We start from the raw sequence: 16481 nt of genomic DNA on the forward strand, positions 1-16481 counted from the left end.
TTAGTTAGATTGCTTTGCACCATTGGCATATTGGTACATCTGCATATTGACACATTAATTACATACCTCCTGTAACCGGAATAACCTCTCCTGTTACATATGCCGACAAATCAGATGCTAAGAATACCGCAACATTAGCCACATCTTCGGGTGTACCTCCGCGACGTAACGGAATCTGTTCAGCCCACTTTTTCTTAACATCGTCAGACAGAACACCTGTCATTTCTGTGATAATGAATCCCGGACAAATACAATTAGCACGGATATTTCTCGAGCCAAGTTCTTTTGCTACAGATTTAGCCAAACCGATCATACCTGCTTTAGACGCGGAATAGTTAGCTTGTCCGGCATTACCGTTAAGCCCTACGATAGAACTCATGTTGATGATGTTTCCGCTCTTTTGCTTCATGAATACCGGAGTAAGCGCGTGGATGAAGTTGAATGCTGATTTCAGGTTGATATTGATCACCATATCCCATTGCTGTTCGTTCATACGCATCATTAGTCCGTCACGAGTGATACCTGCATTGTTGATAAGGATATCTACCTGACCGAAATCTTTAACAATCTCTTCTACTACTTTGTGTGTATCATCGAAGTTTGCGGCATTAGACGCATATCCTTTAGCTTTAACCCCGAATTTAGCGATTTCAGTTTCCGTTGCTTTCGCGTTATCATCGATAGCCAAATCGGTGAATGCGATATTTGCTCCATGTTCTGCGAATTTAAGTGCAATGGCTTTACCAATGCCACGAGCAGCACCTGTAATAATAGCGGTTTTACCTTCCAGTAATTTCATACGACAATTTTGTTTTTAAAGGTTGTATGGAAATTCGCATGACCAAATTATCATTAGTTTTGAAGAATTTTAAATTCATGCTCATTTTCATAATTTAAAGTATAAATTAATATATTCAGTTTACTATTTCTTCTTTTTGATTCCTTCAAAGATCAGATAGGCTATATTCTCTCTTTGCGATTCTGTTTTCAGGCTTTCGGCTCTGATTTGTCCTCTTATATAAGGTACTTCCAGTCCCTTTAACGCATGATGCAGAATTTCGGCAGTGGCCTGTGTGTCGGGCATTTCAAATGTACCTTCCTCCACGCCTTTGTTGAGAATGTCTTTTAATACCTGTATCTCTTTTAAATCGAAGGATTTGCGGACATTCTGTACACGCCATATGTCTCTGAAGAAATCGGCCTTTAATGTTCCATTCCTTACCACAGCATTTTTTATTGCATCGAACCGGGTATAAAAAAAGAGTAGTAGTTTTTCATCTGCCGGCAGTTTCTTGTTGGCTACGGTTTGCAGTGCATGGTACATCTGGTCGAGTTCTGTTTCGAGTACAGCCTGATATACTTCATTTTTATTGTTGAAATATGTATATAGCGTCCTGCGCCCTTTATGTGAAGCAACAGCTATATCGTTCATGGTAGTGTTTTCTACTCCCAATTTTGCAAATAGCTGACGGGCGACGTCAATCAGTATATTTCTGGTTTTGTTTATAGCCATCTATAAAAATGCACACAAGTATTATAAGTGTGCAAATTTAGTATAAATTTATTGAATATGTAAGATTTCGGCTCTTTTTATCGGTTTTATTATAACAAAAAGAGGCTGTCTCAAAAGTATTTTCTTATATCTATTTACATACGCTACGCTCCTGTGACCGTTGGTTGTCATGTTGAACGGAGTGAAACATCTCTTTTCCTGAGGAATGAGATCCTTCGTTGCACTCAGGATGACAAAGAGGATAACACTTTGATAGTGTAATTTTACTTTTGAGACAGCCTCCTTGCATATAAAGTCTATTATATCATTTGCTTAATAGTTTTTTTACAGTCTCCGATATAGCTTTTCCCGCAGCAAGTCCGGCAAGGGATTTGGTTGCAACTCCCATTACTTTACCCATATCGGCAGGAGAAGATGCTCCTACCTGAGCTATGATTGCGGCAATTTTAGTATCGAGTTCATCCTGTGACAGCTGTTTAGGTAAATAAGCCTCTATCACAGCCAACTCTGCCAATTCTTTTTCGGCAAGGTCCGTACGATTCTGAGTTGTATATATTTCAGCGCTGTCACGGCGTTGTTTTGCCATTTTCTGTAGAATTTGGATAGCCGTCTCATCGGAAAGTTCATCCGCTGCCCCTTTAGCCGTTTTGGCTTCCAGAAATTCTTTCTTCATACCTCGCAATGCTTCCAGTCTGATTTTGTCTTTTGCGCGCATCGCGTCTTTTATATCTTCGCTAACTTGGTCAAATAAGTTCATTGTATTTTGGCTTTAATTATTATATAAATTCTATTTCAAGATTTCAAGTTTCAAGATTTAAAGATTTAAATTTCCACATTTGCTAATTTCTATTAAACAAATCTCCTTGTCTTTTCGCATCCGGTTTATAATCTCCGGGATTGAATTTTTCATCGCGTTTAAATACCGGCGTATTTTCCAGTGCATCTACAATTTTATCATCATCCAATTCTTCTGTCGATAGAATAACCGGCTTAGGGCTAAAGAAAGATGTTTTTACAGCCATTGTTTGCACCCCGTCTTTTCCGTAATGTTTTTCAATCATTTCATTGATACGGCGTTTTTCCTCCTCCTCTTGTCTCAGGCGTTCTTCTTCCAGAAACTCCTCTTCTTCCGTCAATTCACGATAGTGCTCATCTATACCCGGAATACTGGACATGCCGAATCCTGTGGCAAGTAAAGTAATCTTCACTTTTTCTCCCAGTTTCTTATCTGTAGCTGTTCCCCAGATAACCTCTATCTCCGGGCCAAAGCGCTTCATGAAGTTAGCTACGGCTTCCATCTCTTCCACAATAAGAGGGGCTTCTTCACTCGAATATATATTGAACAATATTTTCTTCGCTTCGAAGACATCGTTGTTATTCAGCAACGGCGAGTGCAGCGCATTTACGATTGCATCTTCCACTCTGTTTTCACCTTCACCGTATCCACTACTCATGATGGCGACACCTCCGTCTTTCAGGATAGTTTTTACATCGGCAAAGTCGAGATTGATATGCCCGTGTACAGTGATGATTTCCGCGATACCTTTGGCGGCAACAGTCAATGTATCGTCAGCTTTGGCAAAGGCATTAGGGATAGTAAGGTCGGCGTATATATCTATCAGGCGTTCATTATTGATAACCAACAGGGCATCCACGCTGTTTGCTATATCTTCAACACCTTTCAATGCCTGGATAATTTTTTTCCTTCCTTCGAATACAAATGGAATGGTAACAATACCTACCGTAAGGATTCCCATATTTTTGGCTATGCGAGCCACAACTGGAGCTGCACCGGTTCCGGTGCCTCCTCCCATACCGGCTGTGATAAAGACCATTCTGGTGCCATCATTCAGCAGTCGTTCGATATCTTCACGGCTTTCTTCGGCGGCAGCTTTTGCTACTTCGGGGCGATTTCCTGCTCCAAGTCCTTCTGTTGTTTTCTTTCCAAGTTGTACGCGTGTTTCAACAGGAGATTGCTCAAGAGCCTGGTTGTCTGTATTGCACAGGGCAAAAGAAACATCGTGTATCCCTTCGTTGTACATATGGTTTACGGCATTACCACCGCCACCTCCTACACCTATCACCTTAATGATTGTCTGAGTTTTTCTAGGAAATTGAAAATCCAGTATTTTTTCATCCATATCTTTAATATTTAGCTGTTAGCTATTAGCTGATAGCCGTTAGCTGATATTCATTTCATTTATAACTTTTTACTTAAAACTCACTGCTTATTTTTTATTCCTCGTCGTTGAACATTGTTCCTCCAAAGTTCTGTATCTTTTCAAAGAACCCGAAAAGTGTTGTTTGTTTTCCGTCCTTCTGTTTTTTGTCCTTTTTCTTAGTTTGTTTTTTCTCTTCTACAGATTCTGATTCTGTTTTAGGTTCAGTAACCGGGATAGGAGGGGTGTAAACCGGCGCTGCTTTTGGGGCTTCTTCTTTTTTCTCGCAATTTTCATTGGCGAACAGCAATAGGCCCAAAGCTTGTGTGTAAAGAGGGTTTTGTAGCAACTCGGCGGCGTTGTTTATATAAACGCGTTTAGCTACACCGCGTTTTGCAGGGAGTTGAGCTTTTTCTGATAAATAATCTACTAAGCCATTCATCTGTGATGCTCCTCCAATCATAACGATACCCGCATTTAGTTGATCTCCGTAACCGGACAGTTTTATCTGGTTGATGACATTCAGTATGATTTCGTCCTGACGAAGTTGAATAACTTTATTCAACTCTCTAAGGTCAACATCGGGAGAGACATTTCCTTCTGCTTTATTCTTGTCTTTACCCACTTTTCCGTAACGGATTTTATAGGTTTCGGCAGAATCATGAACGAATCCTAAAGCCTGTACGTCTTTTGTTATTGTACGTCCCCCGAATGGTATGGCAGACATATAACGGAGTAGCCCGTCTTTGTATATGGAAATGGTGGTTGTTCCCGCGCCAAAGTCAATAAGCGCACAGCCTGCTTGCCTGTCTGCTTCGTCAAGAACCAATGCTCCGGCGGCAACAGGCCCTACAAGGTATCCGGCTATCTCTATCTGCGCCTTATCGGTTATACTTCTTACCAGATTGTTTTTTATATTTGGACGGCCTATCACCAGACGGTAACGGCCTTCTATCGTAGATGCTGTTTTTTCAATGGGATCTTCTTCATGTTTCCCATCCAAATAATACTCCGGAGCAAGTACACTGTAGTTGGTAAAAAAGTCAGGTTTATTTAATTTCGCCTGCTGCTCCATACTGTCGAGCATGGCAAAAGTAATGGGTGTAGTTCCATCCGACAGTTTGGTTTCATTATGCTCTACGGCCCGCAACGATTTGCCGGCTACAGATACATATACCTTACCTATCTTCTTCCCGGTTTTATTTTCCAACAGGCTGATGAGCTTTTTGATTTTCCCCGCCGCTTCATCTATATTATAAATGACTCCGTACTTTACACAAGAATCGGAAGGTATACTTTCAGAAGCAAGAATCGATATAACCCCCTGCTCATTTTTACGCCCTAATACTCCGACTATTTTTGATGTACCCAGATCGATACCTACAATAAAACCTGCCTGTTCCATATCTTTTTATTTTTAGAAACCGCTTTTTCTCAGACGGCTAAAAAACTGTTTTTATTTTAACGCTTTGTACAAACAACTTGTTTGTTAAACTTTAGATTTATAACGGAATACTTATTCCAGCCTGTTTCATTCAACCCATTCCGGTAAAATGTCATCAATTTGTCCAGCCGTTCCTTGTATCCGTTTAAGTCTCCCAATATTATCTGATGATCGCCAACCCGTGGTATTAGCTTTATATCTTGGTTTGGTAGGACAACTATTTGTTCAATTTGTGCGTTCCAAAATTTATCATCATGCAAAAATAGTGCAAATTTATATAAATCCGTCTTTGCAAAGCTTTCTTTTATTGATCCTGTGGCTATTGGCAGATAAGCAGTAAAACGTTTAGATAAAGGCATTTTATTGCCTTCATTGTCTATATAATAATTATCTCCACTATCGCTGATAATCCGGATCAAAGGCTTCCTTTCTTCTATGGATGCTTTGATAGAGCCATTGTTAGTGACAAATACATCTGCTTTTTTTATCAGCTGATTCGTCAATATGGCTTCTTCTATGGCATTCGTATTAATATCTTTGAGCTGTTTCCCTGTCGGGTCAAGCCCTTTTTCCTTCACATATTTTTTTATATCCTCAGTGTTTACAAACTGCTCTTCATCCGCTCCGTTTTTTACAGCTACTTCAAATTGTTTGCATACATCTTCTTTTGGCTTTTCCTGAAAATAGAAAAGCGAAAACAAAAGGTATCCAACGAGAATACAAAGTCCGGCAATGACTAGTCCTTTTTTCATAAGCCGCAATTAATATAATAATTATCAGTACTCCAACTATAAGGATTATTTGCTATATACTCGGAAATATTACAGTAATCCTCTTCATTGCGAACGATATGTTCGTAATAGTTGCGTTGCCAAAGCCTGAAAGGGAAATTTATTTTTTTTGCCGTTTGATATTTAAAATATCCAATAATATTGCCAATTGTAGGGGCGGGGTTTGCCCGCCCTATGCCCAATGATTCAATATCCGGGCGGGCAAACCCCGCCCCTACAGCATCCGTAATTTCTACAATGCCATGAAAATGATTCGGCATAATCACATATTCATGTAATTCGACATGCGGATATTTGATTTTCAAATGTTGCCATTCATTGTTGATAATTTTTCCCGCATCATTCAAAATCATTTCTCCATCTGTAATTTTCCCGAATAAACACACCCTGTTCTGCACGCATATCGTTACAAAATACAATCCTTCCTGTGAATAATCATATCCAAACAGACGGATACTACGGCGATTATGGTGTGTCACTCCTTTCATTATCTCCTTTCCAATATTTCTTTGATCGGCTCTAATAGCTGGTCAATATCTCCTGCGCCGATAGTCAGCAGAACCTCAATATCGTTTTTCTTTTCCAATAAAGGTAATAATTCTTCCTTGTTACACAATGTTTTAGGACAAGTTACCTTGTCAAATATTATTTTTGAAGTAACTCCTTCTATCGGTTTCTCCCTTGCAGGGTAGATGTCAAGCAGAATAAGTTCGTCCAATAACGAAAGACTTTGCGCAAACTCGGGGGCGAAATCTTTTGTCCGGCTATACAAGTGAGGCTGGAATATTCCCGTAAGTTTCTTATCCGGATATAATTCTTTTACAGATGTAATACTGGCAGCCAACTCCTCAGGATGATGGGCATAGTCGTCTATCATGGTTATTTTGCCCGTTTTCAGAATAAAATCGAAACGTCTTCTTGCACCCTGAAAAGTGGCCATAGCGTGACGAAGTTCATCATCCGTTGCACCGTTCAGCCATGCCAAAGCCATTGAGCCTATTGCGTTCTCGATGTTTATTTTAACAGGAACGCCCAGCTGTATATTATCAATGATTCCCTTTGGAGTAACAAAATCGAAACGGATTTCTCCATTTCCTATCCTTACGTTTTTAGCATGGAAGTCTCCTTTTTCGATTGAATAGGTATAGACCTTTACATTATCACTAACCTTCGGGGCGAGTTTTATGTTATGCTTCATAACAAGGGTTCCTCCGGGTTGGATGAGGCTCGTAAAATGTTCAAAGCTTTTCAGATACTCCTCTTCTGTTCCGTAAATATCCAGATGATCGGGGTCCACAGATGTTATCAGAGCCATATAAGGATGCAGCCAGTGGAAAGACCGGTCGTATTCGTCGGCTTCGATAACTGTAAATTCGCTTTTATCGGAAAGCATCAGATTGCTGTTGTAATTCTTCAAGATACCGCCTAAAAAAGCATTACAATCGAGGTGAGACTGTTTCAGAATATGAGCCAGCATACTCGATGTTGTCGTTTTTCCATGTGTACCCGCGCAACAAAGAGCTTTACTCGATTTGGTTATTGTCCCTAAAACTTGAGCCCGTTTTTGCATGCTGAAACCATTGTCTTGGAAGAACTTTACCTCCTCATTATCAGACGGTACGGCAGGAGTATACACCACCAATGTACTCTTGTTATCTTTACAAAAATCAGGAATCAGTTTCACATCGTCTGTATAATGTATAATCGCTCCCTCTTTTACCAGTTCTTTAGTCAATGTGGTTTCCGTGCGGTCGTATCCGGCCACCTTCTTTCCTTTCGACATGAAATAGCGAGCCAGATTACTCATGCCTATTCCGCCTATTCCAATAAAATATATAGACTGTATATTATCCATTATTTTCAATAAGTTTCATCGCTTCATCTACAATCCGGTTCGCCGAGTTCGGTTGAGCCAGTTTAAGTATGTTTGCTGACAGGCCGGCTAGTTTTCTTTCACTTTTAATCGTCTCCAAAGCCGTTTTAATCAGTACATTATTGGCTTCAACATCCGTCACCAATATCGCCGCTTCTTTATTGACCAGCGCCATCGCGTTTTTGGTCTGATGATCCTCCGATACATTGGGAGAAGGAACCAGAATTACCGGTTTGCCGAGCAAGCTAAGTTCAGAAATGGAACTGGCTCCTGCTCTGGAAATTACCAGGTCGGCGGCTTTGTAGGCTAAATCCATGCGATCTATAAACTCGAGAAGATGTATATCTTTTGGTCTCCCTTTCGCATCAAGATCCATATTCATTTCAAATGAATACAGTTTTCCGCATTGCCAAAGGACTTGTATTCCTGCTTCTTCAATCGCATCGATACCGTTCAACAGACTTTTGTTTAGAGTTCTTGAACCTAAACTACCACCGATAATCAATATTGTTTTCTTTGCAGGATCGAGCCTAAAATGTTTGTAAGCTTCTTCTTTTGTTATGTCCGGCAATAGTAGTTCTTCGCGGCATGGATTTCCGGTCATAACAATTCTGCCGGCAGGAAAAAAGCGTTCCATACCTTCGTATGCAACACATATCTTCGAGGCTTTTTTCGCCAGAAATTTATTTGTGATTCCCGCATAAGAATTTTGTTCCTGAATAAGAGTCGGTATTTTGAGAGCGTTAGCCTTATACAGAGTAGGACCACTGGCATAGCCTCCTACCCCGATAACGATATCCGGCGTAAAATCTTTTAATATTTTCTTTGCTTTACTCAGGCTCTTTTGAAATTTCCAGAGAGTAGTGAAATTTTTGAATATATTTTTTCTGTTAAGTCCTGCCACTTCTAATCCGATAATTTCATATCCGGCATTAGGGACTCTGGTCATTTCCATCTTTCCTTCAGCGCCTACAAAAAGAATTTTAGCAGATGGAAAACGCTTTTTTATTGTATTGGCAATAGCAATGGCAGGGAAAATATGTCCTCCCGTACCTCCTCCGCTGATCAAAAATTTCAAGTCTTTTTTCATTCTGTAACGTTTTCTGTTATTTCAAAATCCACATTGGCAATGCCTTCGTCAACGTCTTCGTGTTCATCATTTATTTTAGAAGAGCAGGCCAAAATAATTCCAAAGTAGGCACATGTAATAATAGTAGAGGTACCACCCCTGCTGACCAGAGGTAATGGTTGCCCTGTTACCGGAATTAAGTTAACTGCTACGGCCATGTTCGCTAAGGCTTGTATTGTAAGTATAAGCGCAGACCCTAAAATAAGGTATCTGGGAAATTTCTTTTCACATTTGGAAGCTAAAACTCCGCACCGGAACATTAATGCCACATATAATAGTAGAACAAACAAACCGCCCAAAAGTCCGGTCTCTTCTAATATAATTGCGAATATAAAGTCGGAATATGCCTGAGGAAGAAAGTCCCTTTCGGTGCCGCTACCCGGTAAACCTATGACACCCCCGTTAGCAATGGCTATTTTTGCGTGCGAAACCTGATAATTTTCGTCCGTTATTTTATAAGCGATAGAGCCATCTTCATTAACCATTGCTTTGCTCTCTTCATCGGAGTGCCTTTCGATACGGTTTTTCCATGTGGCTAAACGGTCAGGTAAGTATTTTTTAGCAACAGATTCAGGCAGGAGGGTGAGACTTCCAAATAGCAGAACTACTGCCGCTATTCCTGTCAGAGCAATGAAGCCCAGTTTTTTCAGACTGACTTGTCCGATAAACATCAGGATGAAGCACACACCGAATAACAGGCATGCAGTGGACAGGTTTTCCGGTGCAATGAGGATACAAAGACCCCCTACGCCAATAATCAATGTTTTGAATATCCAGCTTTCATTATTTGGGTTTATTTTGCTTAAGAAGAAAGCGACAAAACCAATCGCGGATATTTTAGCAAATTCGGACGGTTGTATTGTAAACGCACCGACTCCAAGCCAGCGTTGAGCCCCATTGACGTCTTCTCCCATAAACATAGTTATAATGAGCAATATGGCAGATACAGGCAATCCTAATAGCAAAACTGAAAAGAAACGGCTTGGAACCCGTTGTAAAAAAAGCACCAGGCCAAACCCGATAAGAAGGAATATGGCATGACGAAGGATCGGGCTCCAATGGTTGTGCTGGCGATAGGCTATTGTGCTCGTCGCACTAAACACAACAAGCAGTGAAACAATACAGAGCGCCATAAAAATGCACCAGACTACTTTGTCTCCTTTAAAGGCTCTTCCTAAGAAATTGAATTCCATAAATATTTATATAATTTGGGGCCTCCCCAACCCCTCCAAGGGGCTCTGAGCCTCCCCTGAGGGGAGGTATGGAGGGACTCATAATTTTCTTACATATTCTTTAAATTGGTCGCCTCTGTCCTCATAATTTTTGAACAGGTCGAAACTCGCGCAACAAGGAGAAAGCAATACCGTATCCCCTTCTTCGGCTAATGCATAGGCTTTTTCCACGGCGTCTTTCATAGAAGAGGTGTCTTCTATTTTTTCTATTTTACCGTCGAAGAACTTATGAAGTTTACTATTGTCTACTCCGAGAAAGACTAATGCTCTGGCTTTGTCTTTTACCAGTTGTTCTATCTCGGTGTAGTCGTTTCCTTTATCTGTGCCTCCGAGTATGAGTACCACCTTGGTTTTCATGCTTTTTAAGGCGTACCAGCACGAATTGACGTTCGTTGCTTTCGAATCGTTTATAAACTGAATACCCCTTACTTTGGCGACTTTTTCCAACCGGTGTTCCACTCCCTGAAAATCGCTGAGGGAATGGCGCAGGTTTTCGTCCGATATATCCAATAGCTTCGCCGCGATTCCGGATGCCAGAGAGTTGTACAAATTGTGTGTACCCTCCAGCGCTAATAAGTCCTGTTCCATAACGAAAGCAGATTTAGGCATGTTTATATCTATCTTGTTATCTTCCGCGTAAGCAATAGCGTTGCCGGTCTTATATTCGGCAAAAGTATATTGCTTACCGGTCGATACGAGCTTCTTGATTTCTTTGCTTATTACGGGATCTTCTTCCCAAAATATGAAAGCATCCTTTTCGGTTTGGTTCTGTACAATACGCATTTTTGCATCCACATACTTTTGCATATCGTGATCGTACCGGTCTAAATGATCGGGAGTAATATTTAACAGAATCGCGATGTCGGCTTTAAACGCATACATGTTTTCGAGCTGGAAACTACTCAACTCCAACACATAGTAATCATAATTATCTTCAGCTACCTGACGGGCAAAACTTTTTCCAATGTTTCCGCCAAGACCGACATTTAGGCCTGCCGATTTGAGGATGTGATATATAAGGCTGGTTGTTGTTGTTTTGCCATTACTTCCCGTTATACAAACCATTTTGGCAGAAGTATACCGCTTGGCAAATTCCATTTCTGAGAGAATAGGAATACCTTTTTCTATTGCCTTCTGAACAAGAGGAGCATAGTTGGGGATTCCGGGGCTTTTGATTATTTCTGTCGCGGCAAGAACAATCTCTTCGGTATGCCCTTTTTCTTCATAAGGTATGCCATACTGATCCAGTTCTGTTTTGTATTTATCCCGCAAAGCTCCGCTATCCGACAAAAAAACATCAAATCCTTTCGCCTGTGCCAGTATCGCAGATCCAACACCGCTTTCTCCTCCTCCTAATATGATAATCTTGTTCATCCGTTTTATCGCATTTTCAATGTTGCTAATGTAAGTACTGCCAGAATGATGCCGATGATCCAAAAACGAACCACTATTTTAGATTCGGGTACGGGGCCTATTGGCTTTTGGAATAAAGCTTGAATACCCGAATTTCCCGGTTTCTGGAAGTGGTGGTGAAGAGGTGTCATCTTGAAGATGCGTCGTCCTTCACCGTATTTTTTCTTTGTAAATTTGAAATAGAAAACTTGCATCATTACCGAAATACTTTCCACAAAGAATATTCCGCAAAGAATAGGCAGTAATAACTCTTTGTGTATTACCACAGCAAATACACCGATGATGCCGCCCAGTGTTAAACTTCCTGTATCTCCCATGAATACCTGGGCAGGGAAGGCATTATACCAGAGGAAGCCGACTGTTGCTCCGATGAATGCGGCCGCGAAAATCACCAATTCCTGACTGCCGGGTATAAACATGATATTCAGGTACGAGGCAAATTCAATATGTCCGGATACATATGCCAAAATACCTAAAGTGACACCTATGATCGCGGAACTACCCGCTGCAAGACCGTCAAGACCATCAGTCAGATTCGCCCCATTCGATACGGCTGTTACAATGAATATAACGACTAATACAAATAATATCCATGCCGCCGGTTCGGCATAATCTCCCATAAAAGAGACTAAATTTTCATAATCGAGATTGTTATTTTTCAGGAAAGGAATAGTCGTTTGAGTCGATTTTGCCCCTTCAGTAACAAAGCTCACTTTTTCTATAATATTGTCATGATTGCGAAATTCGACATTCTCCCTGATTATGACGTCAGGGCTCAGATATAATGTCATACCAACGATCAGCCCCAACCCTATCTGTGCAACTATTTTAAATTTACCGTGCAGTCCCTCCTTGTCCTTTTTGAATACTTTGATATAATCATCTAAAAATCCGAGAGAACCAAGCCATAGGGTTGTGATTAGCATCAATATTATATATATATTATCTAATCTGGCAAGAAGTAATGCAGGAACAAGTATGGCAATGATAATGATGATGCCACCCATTGTCGGGGTTCCTTTCTTACTTAGCTGACCTTCCAGTCCAAGATTCCTGACGATCTCACCGATTTGCAGTTTCTGCAATTTATTAATAATGCGTCGCCCTATGATTGTAGAGATCAAAAGGGAAAGAATCAAGGCTATCGCAGCCCGGAATGAAATATATTTGAACATTCCTGCACCCGGAAAATCCAGGCTATCTAAAAAATCAAATAGATAATATAACATTATGTCGGTTTATTATTGTTTTGGACTATTAACTATTGAATATATTACGAACTATTTCCCGATCGTCAAAATGATGTTTTACTCCCTTCACGTCCTGATAATCTTCATGCCCTTTACCTGCGATCAGGATTACATCGCCGGCTTTGGCCAGAGTGCATGCCGTTTTAATGGCTTGTTCCCGTTCTGTTATCAGCAATGTTTTCTTCATCTGCTGGCTATTCAGTCCGTCCGCCATATCGTTGATAATAGCCTGTGGCTCTTCGTAACGCGGATTGTCGGACGTCAGGATAACCTGATCGCTCAATCTTACAGCTTCGCGTGCCATGATGGGGCGTTTGGTCTTATCCCTGTTTCCTCCGCAGCCAACGACAGTGATTACCCTTCCTTTACCGTTCAGCACTTCATGTATGGCTTCCAACACGTTGGTAAGGGCATCGGGCGTATGGGCATAATCTACAATCGCAGTGAAATCTTCCGGCGAGCGGATTGTTTCGAACCTTCCGGATACCGGTTTAAGGGTACTCAATATGAGCATTGCCTTATCAGAATCCTGCCCGAGCAATACCGTAGCGCCATAGACCGCCAGCAGATTGTAAACATTGAAAACACCTACAAACTGTACCTGCAATTCTCTTCCGTTTATTTCAATCGCTGTCCCGTCAAAATGTTTTTCCAGGATTCTTGCTTTAAAGTCCGCTAATGTACGGACAGAATATGTCTGTTTCTTTGCTTTTGTATTCTGTAACATTACCAATCCGTTCTTATCATCGATATTGGTAAGGGCAAAAGCCGTTCCGGGAAGATTGTCGAAAAACATTTTCTTTGCTTTCAGGTATTCTTCCATTGTTTTATGGTAGTCCAGATGGTCTTGCGTAAGATTGGTAAAGATTCCTCCTTCAAATTTCAGACCGCTTATACGTTTCTGATGAATGGCATGCGAACTGACTTCCATAAAGGCATAGTCACACCCTGCGTCTACCATCTTCGCAAGCATTTCGTTCAAAGACAAAGGATCGGGTGTTGTATGTGTAGCGTGATATTCTTTCCCATCCACATAGTTGGCGACAGTAGAAAGTAATCCCGCTTTATAACCCAGTTCGCGGAACATCTCGTATAATAATGTCGCGGTCGTCGTCTTTCCATTCGTACCCGTTACGCCAACTAATTTTAGTTTAGACGAAGGGTCTCCATACCAGTGTGTCGCTATTTTTCCCGCAGCGTCGGCACTGTCTTTCACCTTAATATAAATGATACCTGCTTTTGTGGTCTCTATCTCTTCCTGATGAAGAACGATTTTTGCTCCTAAGCCCAATGCATTGTCTATATACTGATGGCCATCTACCTGTACTCCTTTCAAAGCAATAAAAGCAGACCCTTCTATCGCTTTACGAGAGTCGGTAAAAATACCCGTTACATCTATATTATCTTCGCCTTTTATACCAATAACATCTACGTGTTTAAGTAAATCCTGCAATTTCATATGATAATAATTTAGTTTAATTCTATTTTAATTGTCACTCCTTTTATCAGAGCGCTGCCGCCCGGGATGGATTGCTGCTTAACCTTGCCGGCTCCTACCAGAGTAACTCTCAGTCCTGCATTTTCAAGTAAATAAATTGCATCCCTTGCTCCCATTCCGGTTACATCGGGCACTAAGCCTTTTTTTACGGTTGTATTTCCTTCGAGAGATATACCTTCAAGATAAGAGCCTTGTTTCACCCAGTCTAATTTATCTCCTGTAAAAGAGAATGATTGCCTGATTCCTTTCAGTACAATTTCAGTATTTTTTAATGATCCGCCTTTTAGCACAGGTATCAAAGAGTTGACCGTATCTTTTATTGGTTTAACAGTAGTTGATACCAGATTCTTTTTATATATGCCTTCTGCTATTTGTTTAAATACGGCTCCTGGCATCAATCCCCCCGAAGGGCTTCCTTGCGGCCTGCGTATCCCGACAAAACATGTGTACTTAGGATTGTCGGATGGGAAATATCCACAGAAGGATACGTAATAACCTTCGTATCCGCCTTTGGCTGCAATCATGGCTGTACCTGTTTTTCCCGAGATAGGGAAATATTCCGAATTAACAGCCTTACCCGTTCCATCAGTAACTACGCCCCGAAGTATATCTTTTACTTGATTCAATGTTTTTTCCGAGCATAATTTAGGATTTATGACTTCGGTTTCGAATTCTGTTTCGACATTCCCATCTTTTACAAAGGATTTGGTAATAAACGGTTTTATCATCTTCCCATTGTTTGCTATACCGTTGTAAAACATGAGCATATATATAGGAGGAACTTGTGTCTCATATCCGAACGACATCCAAGGCAATGTGGTCGCAGACCATGGGTTTGATTTGTCGCCGGGAAAGCGTATAACAGATGTTCCTTCTTTTCCTTTCAGAGGAACGTCCCACTCTATTTTTTTAGTCAGGCCTAAATCGTGAATATGCTGTACATATTTTTGGGGATTGTTTTCATAGCCTTTCAGTATCATCTTGGCTATGACAACGTTCAGCGATGAATACATTCCTCTGGCTATTGTAACGGAGCCCTTGTCTTGACCTTTGCGCCAGTCATGGTCTTTAATGATACGCCCTTTATATTCGAATAGTCCGTTGCCGACATATACCTCTTCCTCAGGGGTTACAACTCCATCTTCGAGGGCAACCATAAGAGATACCGTTTTGAATGTCGATCCCGGTTCGGACATGTATGAGAATGCATTCGGATTGCCTTCGGCGTAAATACCTTCTGAAACCCTGTCGAGATTGGTAATGGCTTTGATTTCGCCTGTAGCAACTTCCATCACGATGGCAACACCCGATTCTGCTTTGGTTTCCGCAAGCTTATTGTATAAGGCTTTTTCAGCCATATCCTGTATGTCTACATTCAAGGTTGTTTTTACATCTACTCCATCGGTCGGTTCTTCCAGAATGACGTCGATCCAGCGTCCTTGTACGCGTTGTCTGGTCTTTACGCCCGGGATTCCTTTTAATATAGAATCATATTTTAGTTCTAAACCGCTGGTTCCGCCTGCATCGTAGTCTTTGTAGATAGAACCTACAGTTCTACCCGCCAAACGACCGAAAGGCTTTAGCCTCATTGTCCTCTCCTCCGTAAACAAACCGCTTCTATTGCTTCGTTGATTGAAGAAAGGAAATGTTTGTAGCTCTTTCAATTCAAGATAGTTTATATCGGGGCGGATAATTCTGACATAACGGCTGCGGACTTTTACTTTTTTATTCGATTTATTTTTCTTGTTGCGTTCTATTTCTGCCAGTTCTTTACGGCTGAGGTCCCAGCCGTCGAGTATTACCCGCTTGTACTGGGCGGCTGTTCTATCAGGAAATTTTTTTGCTAAAGCCTGTGATAGAGGAGTCGCGTATTTCATCAGGGTGTCTTGCTTTATCCCTTCGGCCATGAAATCGACGTATACACCATACAGAGGCTCACTTGTCGCCAACAGGCGATCGTCGTCAGCATAAATATTCCCTCTGTTTGGCTGAATCTCCCTGTCTTTTTTTACTGTTTCCTGTTTCCCCAGTTCTCTCCATACAGAACCTTCCGAATATTTTATTTTGAATATGAAGACCAGAATTGCTATAAATACCAAAGACATAAAAAGGGTAGCCCAACCATAACGGCTGATCGCTACATTTTTTACTGCTCCTTCAGATTTTTTCGCCATAAACT

The 16481-nt window shown here is 41.1% G+C and carries 14 protein-coding genes; all 14 read right to left on the bottom strand.

Translation table 11 applies throughout. The features are described 5' to 3' along the window. Positions 1 to 58: 58 nt before the first annotated feature. The 14 genes from fabG to ACYPZI_RS05310 all read right to left on the bottom strand — a co-directional run bounded on the left by fabG (position 59) and on the right by ACYPZI_RS05310 (position 16476). The gene (gene fabG / locus ACYPZI_RS05245) at positions 59 to 799 is read right to left on the bottom strand and encodes a 3-oxoacyl-[acyl-carrier-protein] reductase (protein WP_459599328.1); all 741 of its coding nucleotides are present in this window, start codon (positions 797 to 799) and stop codon (positions 59 to 61) included. Positions 800 to 922: 123 nt separating this feature from the next. Beyond that, positions 923 to 1513, bottom strand: a complete 591-nt coding sequence (locus tag ACYPZI_RS05250; protein ID WP_459599330.1) for a TetR/AcrR family transcriptional regulator — start codon at positions 1511 to 1513, stop codon at positions 923 to 925. 304 nt (positions 1514 to 1817) lie between these two features. Continuing rightward, a complete protein-coding gene (locus ACYPZI_RS05255) occupies positions 1818 to 2270 on the bottom strand; it encodes a GatB/YqeY domain-containing protein (protein ID WP_459599332.1) in 453 nt (150 codons plus the stop codon). An 82-nt stretch (positions 2271 to 2352) separates the two neighbouring features. Continuing rightward, entirely contained in the window at positions 2353 to 3654 is a 1302-nt protein-coding gene (ftsZ, locus tag ACYPZI_RS05260) for a cell division protein FtsZ (RefSeq protein WP_459599334.1), read from the bottom strand. Positions 3655 to 3748: 94 nt separating this feature from the next. Continuing rightward, the gene (gene ftsA / locus ACYPZI_RS05265) at positions 3749 to 5077 is read right to left on the bottom strand and encodes a cell division protein FtsA (RefSeq protein ID WP_459599336.1); all 1329 of its coding nucleotides are present in this window, start codon (positions 5075 to 5077) and stop codon (positions 3749 to 3751) included. Positions 5078 to 5133: 56 nt separating this feature from the next. Beyond that, positions 5134 to 5868: a cell division protein FtsQ/DivIB gene (locus tag ACYPZI_RS05270; protein WP_459599338.1), complete on the bottom strand. Its 735-nt coding sequence runs from the start codon at positions 5866 to 5868 to the stop codon at positions 5134 to 5136. Beyond that, positions 5865 to 6395 carry a transposase gene (locus tag ACYPZI_RS05275; protein ID WP_459599340.1) on the bottom strand — a complete coding sequence of 177 codons (531 nt, stop codon included), beginning with the start codon at positions 6393 to 6395 and terminating at the stop codon, positions 5865 to 5867. Before ACYPZI_RS05275 ends, ACYPZI_RS05270 begins: the two co-directional genes overlap by 4 nt. After that, positions 6395 to 7762 (bottom strand): UDP-N-acetylmuramate--L-alanine ligase, encoded by a 1368-nt coding sequence (gene murC / locus ACYPZI_RS05280; RefSeq protein ID WP_459599342.1) that lies wholly within the window; start codon positions 7760 to 7762, stop codon positions 6395 to 6397. The genes ACYPZI_RS05275 and murC overlap by 1 nt, the downstream gene beginning before the upstream one ends. After that, complete coding sequence (murG, locus tag ACYPZI_RS05285) at positions 7755 to 8870, bottom strand: undecaprenyldiphospho-muramoylpentapeptide beta-N-acetylglucosaminyltransferase (RefSeq protein ID WP_459599344.1); 1116 nt, start codon at positions 8868 to 8870, stop codon at positions 7755 to 7757. Before murG ends, murC begins: the two co-directional genes overlap by 8 nt. Beyond that, positions 8867 to 10102, bottom strand: a complete 1236-nt coding sequence (locus tag ACYPZI_RS05290; RefSeq protein ID WP_459599346.1) for an FtsW/RodA/SpoVE family cell cycle protein — start codon at positions 10100 to 10102, stop codon at positions 8867 to 8869. Before ACYPZI_RS05290 ends, murG begins: the two co-directional genes overlap by 4 nt. A 78-nt stretch (positions 10103 to 10180) precedes the next feature. Continuing rightward, positions 10181 to 11515: a UDP-N-acetylmuramoyl-L-alanine--D-glutamate ligase gene (gene murD, locus ACYPZI_RS05295; protein WP_459599348.1), complete on the bottom strand. Its 1335-nt coding sequence runs from the start codon at positions 11513 to 11515 to the stop codon at positions 10181 to 10183. Between the two features lie 5 nt (positions 11516 to 11520). Further along, positions 11521 to 12783, bottom strand: coding sequence for a phospho-N-acetylmuramoyl-pentapeptide-transferase (mraY, locus tag ACYPZI_RS05300; protein ID WP_459599350.1), 1263 nt, complete (start codon positions 12781 to 12783; stop codon positions 11521 to 11523). Between the two features lie 28 nt (positions 12784 to 12811). Then, positions 12812 to 14263, bottom strand: coding sequence for a UDP-N-acetylmuramoyl-L-alanyl-D-glutamate--2,6-diaminopimelate ligase (locus tag ACYPZI_RS05305; protein WP_459599352.1), 1452 nt, complete (start codon positions 14261 to 14263; stop codon positions 12812 to 12814). Positions 14264 to 14274: 11 nt separating this feature from the next. Further along, positions 14275 to 16476, bottom strand: coding sequence for a penicillin-binding transpeptidase domain-containing protein (locus ACYPZI_RS05310; RefSeq protein ID WP_459599354.1), 2202 nt, complete (start codon positions 16474 to 16476; stop codon positions 14275 to 14277). Positions 16477 to 16481 lie beyond the last annotated feature (5 nt).

The sequence above is a fragment of the Dysgonomonas reticulitermitis genome, from assembly GCF_054601275.1.

Excerpts from the sequence above, each read along its gene's own strand:
- ACYPZI_RS05270 (WP_459599338.1), bottom strand. The coding sequence starts at position 5,868 with ATGAAAAAAGGACTAGTCATTGCCGGACTTTGTATTCTCGTTGGATAC.
- ACYPZI_RS05290 (WP_459599346.1), bottom strand. The coding sequence starts at position 10,102 with ATGGAATTCAATTTCTTAGGAAGAGCCTTTAAAGGAGACAAAGTAGTC.
- mraY (WP_459599350.1), bottom strand. The coding sequence starts at position 12,783 with ATGTTATATTATCTATTTGATTTTTTAGATAGCCTGGATTTTCCGGGT.
- ACYPZI_RS05310 (WP_459599354.1), bottom strand. The coding sequence starts at position 16,476 with ATGGCGAAAAAATCTGAAGGAGCAGTAAAAAATGTAGCGATCAGCCGT.
- murC (WP_459599342.1), bottom strand. The coding sequence starts at position 7,762 with ATGGATAATATACAGTCTATATATTTTATTGGAATAGGCGGAATAGGC.
- murD (WP_459599348.1), bottom strand. The coding sequence starts at position 11,515 with ATGAACAAGATTATCATATTAGGAGGAGGAGAAAGCGGTGTTGGATCT.
- ftsZ (WP_459599334.1), bottom strand. The coding sequence starts at position 3,654 with ATGGATGAAAAAATACTGGATTTTCAATTTCCTAGAAAAACTCAGACA.
- murG (WP_459599344.1), bottom strand. The coding sequence starts at position 8,870 with ATGAAAAAAGACTTGAAATTTTTGATCAGCGGAGGAGGTACGGGAGGA.
- ftsA (WP_459599336.1), bottom strand. The coding sequence starts at position 5,077 with ATGGAACAGGCAGGTTTTATTGTAGGTATCGATCTGGGTACATCAAAA.
- ACYPZI_RS05275 (WP_459599340.1), bottom strand. The coding sequence starts at position 6,395 with ATGAAAGGAGTGACACACCATAATCGCCGTAGTATCCGTCTGTTTGGA.
- ACYPZI_RS05255 (WP_459599332.1), bottom strand. The coding sequence starts at position 2,270 with ATGAACTTATTTGACCAAGTTAGCGAAGATATAAAAGACGCGATGCGC.
- ACYPZI_RS05305 (WP_459599352.1), bottom strand. The coding sequence starts at position 14,263 with ATGAAATTGCAGGATTTACTTAAACACGTAGATGTTATTGGTATAAAA.
- ACYPZI_RS05250 (WP_459599330.1), bottom strand. The coding sequence starts at position 1,513 with ATGGCTATAAACAAAACCAGAAATATACTGATTGACGTCGCCCGTCAG.
- fabG (WP_459599328.1), bottom strand. The coding sequence starts at position 799 with ATGAAATTACTGGAAGGTAAAACCGCTATTATTACAGGTGCTGCTCGT.